The organism is Methanosarcina sp. 1.H.A.2.2 (assembly GCF_000979975.1).
Lineage (GTDB): Archaea > Halobacteriota > Methanosarcinia > Methanosarcinales > Methanosarcinaceae > Methanosarcina.
On record NZ_JJQL01000097.1, the window covers coordinates 1 to 12,471 of the forward strand.

The following is a 12,471-nucleotide window of genomic DNA, read 5'->3' on the forward strand; positions in this document are numbered from 1 at the left end:
AGCTAATTGGATATATAGAACTCAAGTTTTTTTATTTAAAAAATAATTTTAAAAATAAATAATCCAGTTAGGCCCTAATTGAGTTGTATTCATACAAGTTTTTATAAAACAAGCTTTGCTATAAAGCAACTCATCCTCCTTTTCAGTCAAATTAACCATAATTTTCCATCATAGAGGTCATAAGTTTAGCTGTCGACTCCTGTCTATCCACACGGAGAGAACCTTCAGATCCTCTGTTCCCATCTTTTCTTTTAAAGAGTCAAGAGCTGAATCAACACTTGCTTTTCAACCGGCTCGACGATGGGGTCAAATGCCCCGTAGACGAGACTGCAATCCTTTTCATCATCTATGGAAAGTCTGACCCGTCAGGCTCAAAAATCAAATTTCGTGGATATTATTTTCTTCGGTAGCTGCAAGCTTTGCCTGCAGAAATTCTTCTTCAGCCTTTTTACGTTCTGAGAGGTCAATGAAACTTTCAACAAAATAACCGTTTCCTCCTATTGAGACAGGCACAACATTTCTGAGGATTGGTATGGGCTTTCCTCTGGCTTTGAAAAGAAAATCCTCCGAGAGGTCTCCAGCCGGGTCCAGAGAAAGGTCAGTGCATCCTTCTTCCCCGCCCTGGCAGACTAACTGGTGGCAGACCATTCCTATAATTTCCTTTTCAGAATAACCCGTAGTTTTCAGTGCAACCTGGTTTACATCCACAATTTTTCTGGAGGAAGCTTCGATCAGCAGGATACCGCAAAGTGTATTGTCAAGGACGGTTTTGAGCCTTTTCCGGTTCTCATGCTCCCATCTTTCTGCATTTTTCAGGCTGGTAATATCCTGAGCTACAATCTGAACAATATTGTTTTTTCTGTCGATAAGGGACAGGCTAACTTCGATATCAATAATTTCCCCGTCAGGTTTCTGGTGCCTCATTTCAAAGTGAGAAGAATCCTTCTTGAAGGTTTCCTTAAGTGCCTGTTGAAGTTCAGGAAGATACTCAGAAGGAATGAAGGACAGTAGAGAAATATTACGTGGGCGCCTCTGCCCGAAACCGAAAGTTTCACAACCTTTTTTATTGATATCCAGAACCTTTTTTCCATCCGAAATAATAACAGCGTCATTGGACTGCTCAAATAGAGCCCTGTACATCACATCTTTTTCCCTGAGACCGTCTTCTGCTTCCCTGTAAAGTGTGAGGGTACTTTCGAGTTCCATCCATCTTCGGAGAGAAAATATTCCCAGTCCAAACGAGGTATATATCGAAAGAATGAGCAGGAGTCCCATTCCCTCATGAATGTAATTTTCAACAAACAATACGACAGATTCAAAAAGATTATAGCTAGAAGCTGCCAATGTAAATATAAAACCCAGGACCAGAATAAGCATGAGTTCGTTAGACCTTTTTGTGAACGGCGACTTTGAAATATTTTCCATCCATCATCCCCCTTAAAGGACCAGAACCTGTGTAAACTCCTTACAATACCTGGCAACCTGTGCATGTATCTAATATTGATTTGAATCTGCCGATGTCAATGGGCTTTGATACATATCCGCTGCATCCTGCCTTTAAGAACCTGGCTTCATCTCCCTGCATGGCATGAGCTGTAAGGGCAATTACAGGCGTCCTCCGGATTTCAGGGATCTTTTTGATCTCTTTAAGGACTTCAAACCCGTCAAATCCTGGCAGCTGTGTGTCAAGAAGTATGAGATCGAACCTGTTTTCTTTAACAATTTTGAGAGCTTCAAACCCATCTATGGCTTCTCTACTCTCATAGCCAAAAGTAGTAAGAAGGAACCTGATAAGTTCCATAATTGCAGGACTATCCTCAACTACAAGTATACTTTTCATTTCCATGACCCCTCAATCTGCATATATAAAGAGACCTGGCAAAATACAGATGCTTCTGGCAAATAGACTATTGTTCCAAACCCTGAACTGATATACGCAGTAGATGTTTCTACCAGCCCATATACAGACTCGTGCATCCATATTACGAATTATATCCATTAAGACGCCAGAGCTAAAAGTAACGAGTATTTTTGGCAGACTCAGTTAAACAATTGCATCAAGTACCCTATCGTTTTCCCCAATTCGAAAAACTTACCAGACAGTAAGTTAAGACAGTAAGTTAAGACAGTAAGTTAAGACAGTAAGTTAAATACCTTAATCGTTTTCCCCAAATACAATGGAATTTACTAAGTTTAAAAGTTAAAAAGTAATTGTGCTCAATACATATAAAAACTTTGTTTATTGTCAAGAAAAAACCTAATCGGTAGATATATGAAATACCTTTTCTTAAAAAAATGATGTTTCCCAGAAAACAGGAGAATAACCGGAGAATATTCCTCTAATATTTTCCTGTCATTTCCCTTCGTAACCGGCGAAAACTCTGCATACACAGGATAATGGTCCGAGACAGCGGCCGTTTCTTCAGGTGTCAGGTTATATGTCAGGTTATATGTCAGGCCATACCTGAATACCCCCGCATCTCCTCCAAAATGGGACTGTGGGGTATCTGTAATTATGACCTACGGCAGATTCAATAAGTTTAATCGTTGTTGCAAAAATCACCTTATTTTTGAAAGGGGATCTAAATGTAAAATATATTAAGTTTGTTAAACCTAATTGAGTAAAATAAAAGTAAAAATAAAAAAGTAATGAGAAAAGTTAAAACTGGGGCATTTTGCAGCTTATTGAAACTTGCTGCCTTAGTTTAGTATCACACCGAGCTTACCGTCACGTCCAGCTGGACCTCTTCTTGGCCTGCAGGCACCCCATTGTGCCACGTTGTAATGTAATCTCCTTTTGAGACTTTGCCGTCTCCGTCAACGTCTACATGAACACGGAGGGAATAACTCCTGTTACCAGCGAGTTCCGGGAAACCCATGGTGAATGGTATAGAATTATTCCCCTCACGCCCCACGGACACGCCTTCAATTGAGGTTTCGGCAATCACGGTTGAAGGAGCGTCTGCAAGGCTGACGTCGTCAAGCCGGATGTAGACAGTTGCGTCCTCAACAGGTGCTTTCTGACTCTCAAAAAGGATATTTCCCTGAATAGTCCCGTAGGTTTTGGAAGGAGTGGAATAGTCCCCCAGCACGAAGCTTGCGTTTATCCCGTTGACCGAGACCGTGTACTCCCCGGGCTCAAGCCCTTCGATGTCTATTGGAACGTATTCTTCAAAGGGGACCAGGTTAAGGGTACAGGGCACACCGTTCTGGATAAGCGTGGGCAGATCCACAAGGAACAGGTTCCCTTCCCTTATAATGGTAATGTTTTCACTGTCGATATTCTCGCAGCTCCCTCCAAGCATCCCGGAAGCCACAACCTTTACCTGAGGAGGGATCGAACGGGTCATGATTATCATCACTTTCTCGACAGATGCCTTTCCGGCTACATATGAGCCTTCGGAAGCCTGCTCCTGCTCCTGCACATCCCCACCTTTGACCAGGGATTCATTTTCCGAAGAGGTTACATTCTTCCCACTGTTGTCAATACACCCGCTTAACGGCAGTATCATCAAAATTAAAGAGAAACTCAGTAGTTTTTTCAAAGTTTTCGTTTTCATGTTACTCCTTCTTATTGTAAACGCCTGGTCTTCTACATTAGATATAATTTTTACTTTAGCTTCAACTCAATTCGAAGTTATCAGGACTGAACTTTGATAATTGTAATGGATGCTGCTTTTGTGCTTATGATAGTGTAATATAGGAAGACTTTGAAATATTTAGATTTAGGATCTTTATTATCCTGTTTTTTCGTTCAGGAGGGTTAAATGACGATTAATTCGACAAATGGCTCTGATAAAGAGGAAATTTCAGCCGCAAGTAGAGCTGATGAGAAAAACAAAAAGCGGGAAGATGAGAAACGGGCTCTGTTTGAGCGCTACGAGAAGCAGCTAAAGAACCTGGACCCTGAACTGGTCACCTCCGACGATGAGGTCGCACTGCAGGAGGCTTTCAGATATGCAAAAGAGGTAATGGGACCTGAGGAACTTGTGGAGTGGTTTACCTCCCTGGCTGAGCCCTTCTACAGGTCTGCAACCTGGCAAATACTTTTACCCATGTATGAAGAGCTGCTTGATACTGCGGAAAGGGAACTGGGGCCGGAAGATCCCGGAACTGCAGCTGTGTTGAACGGGCTTGCAGGGATTTATCGTTACATGGGAAAGCACGAAGAAGCCCTGAAGTTATTTTCAAGAGCACTCAGCATCCGTGAAAAAACTTCAGGTCCGGAGCAACCTGAGACCGGCGATACGCTCAGTGAACTTGGAATTCTCTACTATGTTATGGACAGGCAGGAAGAAGCCCTTCTGTATTATAACCGGGCTCTTGAAATTCAGGAAAAGTTTCTGAGTCCGGAGAATACGGGAGCTGTCAGGACACTTAACAGGATGGCTTTTTATTATAAGGGAATAGAAAGGCCGGAAAAAGCGGAAGAACTTTTCATCCGTGCCCTCGGGCTGCTTGAAAAACTTGCGGAAAAGGAGCCCGAGAATAAAAAAGTCATGGCTTATACTGCCGGCACCCTGAACAATCTTGGAGTCCTGCTCTCGGAAATGGGAAAACTTGAGGAAGCCGAGGAAAGATACGGGCAGGCTCTGAAACTTCAGGAAAAGGTATACGGAAAAGAACACCCGCAGATAGCCCAGACCTTAAACAACCTTGCCCTGCTTTATTTCCAGACAACAAGGTATGAAAAAGCCCTGATTCTTTATACGCGCTCTCTGGAGATCATGGAAAAACTGGGAAAAACCGAACACGCCGGCTTTGCTACGACCCTGAACAACCTTGCAGGCGTCTATGTCCAGAAAGGCCGTCATGAAAAAGCCCTTGAACTTTACACGCGAGCCCTTGAAATCCGTGAGCGTGTCCTTGGGCCGGACAATCCCGAGGTTGCCAAGACCTTAAATAATCTTGGCGAACTGCACAGGATCCTCGGCCAGCACAAAAATGCCCTCCCCCTCTACACACGAGCCCTCAAGATCTATGAAAACACACTCGGCCCAACCCACCCAGATGTTGGAACGACCCTGAACAACCTCGCAGGCCTTCACGAAAGTATGGGCGAATACGAAACCGCAATCGACCTTTACGAAAAAGCCCTTGACATAATAGAAAAAGAATACGGACCCGACCACCCCTACTTCAAGATCACGCGAAATAATTTACTGGGCCTGTATGAAAAAATGGAGAGGAGCTGGCGGAAATAAGAATTATTCAACGCTCGCAGGTAGTCTATCTTCAATCGGTTAATTAGTCTGTCTTCAATCGGTTAATATTACAGAGAAAAATTAATTACAGATCTCGGTCGTTCCCCCGGATCCTGGCACAGCCGTTTTTATATTGGCGAATATATATAATAATTATTGATGTAATCGAAAAACGAGTTCGAAAAAAGGTAGCCAGATGATTCAGGGGGATTAGAGGTGTCAGAAAATCAAAGGATGACTACTATCCGAGATCTTCAGGACAGGGGCAGGGCCCTGAGAAAAAATGTACCCCGCAGAAACCACGGGATCTGGGTACCTGACCCTTCTCGATCCGACCCGATCCTCCTGCTTCAGGAACAGGACAAGAACCGTCTGAAACACCTTTTGCCCATCAAATACGGCCGCATGCTGGAGTCACCCTTTACCTTCATGCGAGGTTCGGCTGTTGTGATGGCTTCCGACCTGGCCACAACCCCGGTGACCGGGCTGCAGGTGCAGCTCTGCGGGGATGCGCACCTGTTAAACTTCGGAATTTTCGCCACCCCGGAGCGCAAGCTGGTCTTCGACATTAACGATTTTGATGAGACCTATCCCGGCCCCTGGGAATGGGACCTCAAGCGCCTGGCTGCCAGTGCGGTGGTCGCAGGAAGGGAAAACGGATTTGAAGATGATGTGAACCGGAAACTGGCAATGGTTGTCAGCAGATACTATCGCAGGGCCATGGTACGTTTTGCCCAGTCTGCCTTTCTGGACGTGTGGTATTACAACGTAGAGGTGGAGAAGGTCCTTGAGGTCTTTGAGAAATCCTCCAGGAAGGCTGGGAAAAGTGCTCAAAAAGTAGTCAAGAAAGCACGTGAGAGTACGTGGGAGCATGCAATAGAAAAGCTCACCGAGGTGGTCGACGGTAGGAGGCGAATTCGCAATGATCCTCCGCTCCTTGCGCGCCTGAGTGAGATCCTGCCCGAAGAACGAAAAGCCGAAATGACAGAGCAGTATGTTAAAAAGCTGTACCAGGATTTTGTGAACACACTGCCCGAGGAACGGCACCACCTCGTTTCACACTTTCGGATCTCTGACGGGGCTTTGCGGGTCGGCGGCATTGGAAGCATTGGGACGCGCTGCATTATATTTCTTCTCGAAGGAACTGAAAAAGATGAAGCTCTGATACTGCAACTGAAAGAGGCCGGCCCCTCGGTCCTGGAACTCTATGTCGAAAAGAAGGATTATGCCAGCCAGGCACGGCGCGTGGTGGTTGGACAGAAGCTGATGCAGGCTGCCAGTGATATTTTTCTGGGATGGATCGAGGACCCGGCGACCGGAATCCAGTACTACTGGCGTCAGTTGAAAGATATGAAGGGCTCGTTTGACGTGAATTCTCTGGACGAAGCCGGCCTGGAAACATATCTCAAGGTGTGCAGCGTGTGCCTCGCCCGGGCTCACGCCAGGACCGGGGATGCAGCCTCCATTTCGGGATATATTGGCAAGAGTGACACTTTTTGCGAGGCCGTAACCGATTTTGCTGTAGCTTACGCCGACCAGACAGAAAGAGATTATCAAGCACTGAAAGAGGCGGTAAAGTCCGGCCGCATTACAGCTGAAAAAGGCATATGAAAAAAAAGGAAAAATCTATCGAAAAAGATAGAGCGAAAGAATTATTCTTTGAATTACTCCTTATTTCCGGCTGAGCCTTTCACAACAACCGTACATGCCAGTATATCGTGAACACCCATCCCATCGTCCATAAAAAGGATCGGGATATATGTCACGAAAGGTATGAAGAAGTACCAGACCAGATGCGCGTTAACTATTCCCACTCCATTAGCGGCTACATCTACGACTACCAGGACAAGAGCCGGCATTCCTCTTGCAACGTACCTGAAAAATGCCCTCACGAAAGAGATCCTCCTCCCCTCAAGGTCCACCACTTTAAGATTCATCCACTTTTTTCCGGGTGTTGCCTGCCCTGCTGAACTTTCAAAGTAAACAAAATAAGCGAAAAGTGCCAGGTTTGCAAACGCGATACCATATATATCAGCCAGAGGACTGATAGTTAACGTAGCTGCAATCAGGATAAGAAAAGCAAACAGATTTACGATAAAGATGTCAAGTATATAAGCTGCACATCTTTTCCATACTTCAGTTAAGTCAACTTTTTCAACTGTTTTGGACTCATTGATCGATTCAAAACACTTACCGCTCTCACCGGTAATGTTAACGTTTTCCGTATTAACCATTCCCCCGTCATGTACAATATTTTAATGCTATTAAATATATCCCTCTGGGAAAACTTAAAAAGTTTTTGGTCGAGTTTTGGAAAGGGCTTTTCGAGTTTTGGAATCGAAATATTTCAGCAGTGTAATATAGGGCAAGTCCAAAACACACTCAAATATTGGAAATTAGGTTGACCAGGAACTGAGTTTCGGAGGAATTGATTGGCAGTTTGTCCTACACCTTTAATTGAGGAAAAAGAGAGACCGTTTGTTGACAGAAAAGAATTCATCAAAGCATTTGAAAAAACGTTTCAAAATCTTGGGGAAAAAGACTACAGCGTCCTGGTTTACTATGGAGTTGGCGGGATCGGCAAGACAAGTTTACGAAAAGAACTCCCCAAACTGCTTGAAGAATATAATGAATCCTATCAAAATACAGGCGTTATATGGGCTTCAGTCGATTTCAGCATAGAGTCCCACAGGCAGTCAGATAAGTTTCTTGGGATCCTGAAAAACCAGCTGCAGGAAAAAAACGGCGTAAACTTCCATTTATTCGATATCGCAAATGCCGCATACTGGCGAAAAGTCAATCCCCAGATCCCTCTTTCAAAAGACGGATACTCCGAAGACAGCATTGTAACGGACCTCTTTGATACATTTGGCGGTTTTGTCTCGATAAATTACAGCAACATCAAAAGAGTTGTGGAAAGAACCCCTGGTCGTTTTAGAGATTGGTCTTTAAGGAGAAAAGAGGAACTCGCAAGACTGCCCGAAATGGAAGCTCCGGATATTGAAAAAAAGCTTCCTGTTTTCTTTGCACAGGACCTGGCTGATCACCTGCAAAGAACCTCAAAGTCAGCAGTTTTCTTCATAGACAGCTATGAAGCTCTCTGGGAAAAGGAAAGAGGGCAGGGAAGTTTTAATTCGAGAGATGAATGGATCAGGCAACTTATAGCAAACCTGCCAGAATCATCCCTGTGGGTGATCTGCGGAAGGGAGGGACTCCGCTGGGAAGAAGCAGATCAGGACTGGAATAATTATCTTGAACAACATCATCTTGGAATACTTCCTGATAAAGATGCTTTTAATTTCCTGAATCTTTGCGGAATTGAAGAAGAAGATATTCAAAAAGTGATTCTCGAAGGCAGTGAAGGTGTTCCTTATTACCTCGAACTTGCAGTGGACACATACAATGAAATCGCAAAGACCAGATCTCCAAAACCTGATGATTTTTCCAGAACCCGTAGTGAAATCTTTGACAGATTTATGAAATACCTGAGAGGCCCCGAACAGGAAACCCTAAAAGTTCTTTCAACTCCGCGTTTCTGGAATAAAGATATCTTCAGGGTTTTAATTGATAATTTCAAGACAGGTTATCCACTCACAGCTTATTCGGAATTAAGAAGATTCTCTTTTGTCCAGGAAACGGAAGGAAAACTGCAATTGCATCCACTAATGAGAAAAAGCTTGCAGGAACATCAGGACCAGGAACTAAAAAAAGAGGGTCACATTTTCATGTGTGACTATTACAGCGACAAAATAAAAGACCTCGACATCAAATCCATAACCTCCGAACACGAAAACGCCCTTACCGAAGCCTTCTACCACGCAAAAGAAGCTCTAGAAGCAGAAGAATTATTCAACTGGTTTATCTCAGTTTCAGATCCTTTTTACAGAGCCGCATTCTGGAAATTTATTTCTCCGATGTATGAAGAAATGAAACAAATACTTGAAGTTAATCTGGGACCGGAACACACTGATGTTGCTACCATGCTAAACAATCTCGCATTACTCTATGATAGCATGGGAGAATACGAAAAAACACTCCCACTTTATAAGCGGGCACTTGAAATCTATGAAAAGGTGCTGGGACCAGAACACCCATTAGTTGCCACTACGCTAAACAATCTCGCAGCACTCTATAGGAGCATGGGAGAGTACGAAAAAGCACTACCACTTTATAACCGGGCACTTGACACCCGTGAAAAGGTGCTGGGACCGGAACACCCATCAGTTGCCAACACGCTAAACAATCTCGCATTACTCTATGAGAACATGGGAGAGCACGAAAAAGCACTACCACTTTATAACCGGGCACTTGAAATAGTTGAAAGTAAACTTGGTCCTGCTCATCCATACTTCAAGATTACTGAACAAAATATTCAGGCTCTTAAGGAGAAAATGAAAGAAAAGTGAAATTTGCTTCACAGTATTCAATTGCTGGCGTTAATATGATCCGACATGCAAATATTTCTGCTTGGATTTGCTTTTGGAAAAAGCCGTTCACTGCGCGAACGGGGATAGGGACCGGGGTTTGAAACAGTGAACACAAAAAGGTTTTGAATAGCGAATAAAACCCATCCTTTATTCAATACTTCCCCGTCATCTTCGCAATCGTTCTGTGCAGGCCGTGTATACTTAATCCGCTTCCGAGATACATCATGGGGCAGCGGCCTGCCAGGTATTCGAGTTCTTCATCTCTGCAGGCACTGAGGGCTTTTTCGGTTTCGGTTTTCCAGTGGATCCAGGCTTTTTTGGTGCCTTTTTCTTTAAGGACAGGGATCAGGTCTCCGGGTTCGGATTTTGTTATGCCGATGATGGCACGGTCGAGGCCGGTCGGAAGTTCGGAAACGCTTTTCAGGGAGCCGGGGTCGGGTTTTTCGGAGAGGTCAACGACATAGACTTTTTTGCCCTGCTTTTTGAGTTCCGAAGCAGCCCATTTCATGGCTGGCTTTGTATTGTCGGTAATCACTGCAAAACTGTTTGCATCCCAGAAGTTAATCCAATCTGAAGCTGTTGGTTCCATATTAAATTCCCCCTTGTTTCATAGTTTCATAATTTGATTTATACATTAAAATCTGTCATTCAGGCAATAAATGTGTTGTAACAGAAGAAAATATGAAGGGGCAGTAGAACTCAAGTAGGAATTCTGCTTACTCTTTCAATTACTGGCCCTGAAGCCTCTGCCCGGCAGCCTGAAGAGCTCCACCGAGTGCCTTTGCAAGCTCGCAGTTCTGGTTGCACTTTGAGGGACAGGTGCAGTACTTTGGTCCGTTTTCCATCATCCACTGGCCAAGGAAGCCGAAGGCTTTGAGCTGTTCTTCATTAGCAGTCTGTACGAAGTTGTTTATGTCCTGTAATTCCATTCATTATCACCGGACTCTAAAAAGCTGTATATATTTATATACTTGAGCGTTATAATTATGTACAAATTTCAGATAGTACAGAAAAATGACCCTTAATAAAAATGATCTGCGATTACTAAAGAACTCATCCCAAAACCCAGTTTTAATCCCAATACCAAAATTATTCAGGCTTACTTTCATAAGTAGAAGCTCGATTGGCCACTTAAAATAAGAGATATAAAGAAGCAAATTTTGAGTTTTGGGACAGGCTCAAAAAATAATGCACGGTCAATAAAAATAACACGCTGGTAATAAAGATGAGGGGTCGTTAATATAAATGATCGTTAATTAGACTAACCTTAAATAATTTACCTTTAATATAACGCAATCCGGTTTTTCAATAGGTATAGAGGCTGATAAGAATGGAAACTGCGAGCGGAGATACTGACGTCTACTACAAAGAGGAACTGCACTCCATCAGGGAAGAGGTAACTTCTCTTCGGAATGAGTTCTCACGGTTTTTGCAGAGGGCAAACCAGCAGCACATTGAAGGGATGCTGGGAGAGATGAGGAAGAACTTCATGAAGCCCATGGTAGACTACCTCTGCGAGGACGCAAACGAGAGGATGCACAGCCAGATGACCAGGAACTGTAAGACGCGGGAACTCTGTGAAACGGCGTTTAAAGACCTTTTACAGGAAACTGCAGGGCTTGTTGGCAGAGGAAGGGTCGAGGCGGGAACTGTCAGGATGTACAGGGACAAGCTTGAAGAATTAAAGAAGGAAGCAAAAACCCCTCAATGCAGCAGGTGCTTTTCAGAAGCCAGCAATCTTTTTGATAAACAGGTAAAACTTATGCGCTCCCTTCAGATCTATGAAGACAGGGAAGAAAAAGACGAAAAAGGCGATATAAGTGCAATCGAGCCTGAAAGGATAGTCTCTGAGGTCTGTGAGCCTGTAGCAAATAAACAGAGGCTTTTGATGCTAAAGGCACTTTCAGGGGAAAGCAAGACCTTCTCAGAGCTTTCGAAACTCACAGGGCTTCGCGGCGGAAACCTGCTCTTCCACCTGCAGAAACTGCTTGATACGGGCATGGTTTTACAGCGGAGTGAACGCGGGGACTATATCATCACAAGAAAAGGGTATTCCACCCTTCAGGGGCTCTCCAGAATCTATTCCGAAATCGGGTTGATAGAATAATGGATATAATAAAAGCTGTAAAAAACCTGTAAAAAATCTGTAAAAAACAGCTGCATAAAAACGGGAGAAAAACGGGAGAAAAACGGGAGAAAAACGGGAGAAAAGCTGTAAGTAGATAGGGAAATTGCTCAAAATAAAAAATAGATATACCGATAAAAATTAAGTAATTCGGCTTAAATCGAACAGGCCATTTTAGCCGTCGTTTCCTATTGCTTCAACCGGGCAGCTTTCCAATGCCTCCTTACAGGCTTCCTTTTCCTCATCAGTATCCGGCTGTTTATATACATAAGCGTTAGAGTCATCGTCAGTCATTTTAAAGTTCTCTGGCGATGTATCCACACATAAGTTGCATGCGATACATTCATAATCTACATAATAAGGTCCGGGAATATTTTCCGCAACTTTATCTGTCTTATCAGCCATATTTTACTCCCCCTATTGTGTTTATTTCACAATAAGAGTAATTAAGAGGATTTTTATATATAATTTAACATTCAAAACACCCTTTCAAGCCTCTATTTCGACCATAGGTTCAACTATATTCCTGATGTTCAACTACATTGCCCTTCAACTAAATTGCCTTTTATACATCTTTTCCTGTGATGAAAAAGAAAGTTTAATTAATAAACTTATATGTTATAATAAACAGTTTTAGAAATAAATCAGAGATACAGGTATCAGCGTATATTAATTTTAACAGGGGATCAGCATTACGGAAAAAAGCCCTCATAGT

At 43.4% G+C, this 12,471-nt stretch carries 11 protein-coding genes; 4 read left to right on the forward strand and 7 right to left on the reverse strand.

From position 1 onward, the window contains the following. Window positions 1-378 precede the first annotated feature (378 nt). The 3 genes from EO93_RS15825 to EO93_RS15835 form a co-directional block, all read right to left on the reverse strand. Window positions 379-1,425, reverse strand: a complete 1,047-nt coding sequence (locus EO93_RS15825; RefSeq protein WP_156161360.1) for a PAS domain-containing protein — start codon at window positions 1,423-1,425, stop codon at window positions 379-381. Between the two features lie 40 nt (window positions 1,426-1,465). Next, entirely contained in the window at window positions 1,466-1,840 is a 375-nt protein-coding gene (locus EO93_RS15830; protein WP_048133270.1) for a response regulator, read from the reverse strand. A gap of 871 nt (window positions 1,841-2,711) precedes the next feature. Then, window positions 2,712-3,512 carry a YbaY family lipoprotein gene (locus EO93_RS15835; RefSeq protein ID WP_162198715.1) on the reverse strand — a complete coding sequence of 267 codons (801 nt, stop codon included), beginning with the start codon at window positions 3,510-3,512 and terminating at the stop codon, window positions 2,712-2,714. A 255-nt stretch (window positions 3,513-3,767) separates the two neighbouring features. Here EO93_RS15835 and EO93_RS15840 point away from each other — a divergent pair, with 255 nt between their 5' ends. Both EO93_RS15840 and EO93_RS15845 read left to right on the forward strand, forming a co-directional pair. Next, complete coding sequence (locus EO93_RS15840) at window positions 3,768-5,204, forward strand: tetratricopeptide repeat protein (RefSeq protein WP_200898135.1); 1,437 nt, start codon at window positions 3,768-3,770, stop codon at window positions 5,202-5,204. 216 nt (window positions 5,205-5,420) lie between these two features. Beyond that, complete coding sequence (locus EO93_RS15845; protein ID WP_235284308.1) at window positions 5,421-6,815, forward strand: DUF2252 domain-containing protein; 1,395 nt, start codon at window positions 5,421-5,423, stop codon at window positions 6,813-6,815. 53 nt (window positions 6,816-6,868) lie between these two features. Here EO93_RS15845 and EO93_RS15850 read toward each other — a convergent pair whose 3' ends face one another. After that, window positions 6,869-7,438 carry an RDD family protein gene (locus tag EO93_RS15850; RefSeq protein ID WP_048133274.1) on the reverse strand — a complete coding sequence of 190 codons (570 nt, stop codon included), beginning with the start codon at window positions 7,436-7,438 and terminating at the stop codon, window positions 6,869-6,871. Window positions 7,439-7,636: 198 nt separating this feature from the next. Between EO93_RS15850 and EO93_RS18025 the strand changes: the two genes are divergently transcribed. Further along, on the forward strand, window positions 7,637-9,610 hold the full coding sequence (locus EO93_RS18025; protein WP_052735486.1) for a tetratricopeptide repeat protein: 1,974 nt from the start codon (window positions 7,637-7,639) through the stop codon (window positions 9,608-9,610). Window positions 9,611-9,782: 172 nt separating this feature from the next. Here the strand turns inward: EO93_RS18025 and EO93_RS15860 are convergent, their stop codons facing one another. Together EO93_RS15860 and EO93_RS15865 are read right to left on the reverse strand one after the other, a co-directional pair. Continuing rightward, window positions 9,783-10,220, reverse strand: a complete 438-nt coding sequence (locus EO93_RS15860; RefSeq protein WP_048163572.1) for a CoA-binding protein — start codon at window positions 10,218-10,220, stop codon at window positions 9,783-9,785. Window positions 10,221-10,359: 139 nt separating this feature from the next. After that, window positions 10,360-10,560, reverse strand: a complete 201-nt coding sequence (locus EO93_RS15865) for a hypothetical protein (protein WP_048134524.1) — start codon at window positions 10,558-10,560, stop codon at window positions 10,360-10,362. Window positions 10,561-10,961: 401 nt separating this feature from the next. On the opposite strand from EO93_RS15865, the gene EO93_RS15870 reads away from it, so the two are divergent. Next, window positions 10,962-11,738: a winged helix-turn-helix domain-containing protein gene (locus EO93_RS15870; protein ID WP_048163574.1), complete on the forward strand. Its 777-nt coding sequence runs from the start codon at window positions 10,962-10,964 to the stop codon at window positions 11,736-11,738. 192 nt (window positions 11,739-11,930) lie between these two features. Here EO93_RS15870 and EO93_RS15875 read toward each other — a convergent pair whose 3' ends face one another. Further along, window positions 11,931-12,161, reverse strand: a complete 231-nt coding sequence (locus EO93_RS15875) for a ferredoxin (protein ID WP_048163575.1) — start codon at window positions 12,159-12,161, stop codon at window positions 11,931-11,933. Between the last annotated feature and the right edge of the window lie 310 nt (window positions 12,162-12,471).

Excerpts from the sequence above, each read along its gene's own strand:
- EO93_RS15825 (WP_156161360.1), bottom strand. The coding sequence starts at position 1,425 with ATGGAAAATATTTCAAAGTCGCCGTTCACAAAAAGGTCTAACGAACTC.
- EO93_RS15830 (WP_048133270.1), bottom strand. The coding sequence starts at position 1,840 with ATGAAAAGTATACTTGTAGTTGAGGATAGTCCTGCAATTATGGAACTT.
- EO93_RS15835 (WP_162198715.1), bottom strand. The coding sequence starts at position 3,512 with ATGATACTGCCGTTAAGCGGGTGTATTGACAACAGTGGGAAGAATGTA.
- EO93_RS15840 (WP_200898135.1), top strand. The coding sequence starts at position 3,768 with ATGACGATTAATTCGACAAATGGCTCTGATAAAGAGGAAATTTCAGCC.
- EO93_RS15850 (WP_048133274.1), bottom strand. The coding sequence starts at position 7,438 with ATGGTTAATACGGAAAACGTTAACATTACCGGTGAGAGCGGTAAGTGT.
- EO93_RS15860 (WP_048163572.1), bottom strand. The coding sequence starts at position 10,220 with ATGGAACCAACAGCTTCAGATTGGATTAACTTCTGGGATGCAAACAGT.
- EO93_RS15865 (WP_048134524.1), bottom strand. The coding sequence starts at position 10,560 with ATGGAATTACAGGACATAAACAACTTCGTACAGACTGCTAATGAAGAA.
- EO93_RS15870 (WP_048163574.1), top strand. The coding sequence starts at position 10,962 with ATGGAAACTGCGAGCGGAGATACTGACGTCTACTACAAAGAGGAACTG.
- EO93_RS15875 (WP_048163575.1), bottom strand. The coding sequence starts at position 12,161 with ATGGCTGATAAGACAGATAAAGTTGCGGAAAATATTCCCGGACCTTAT.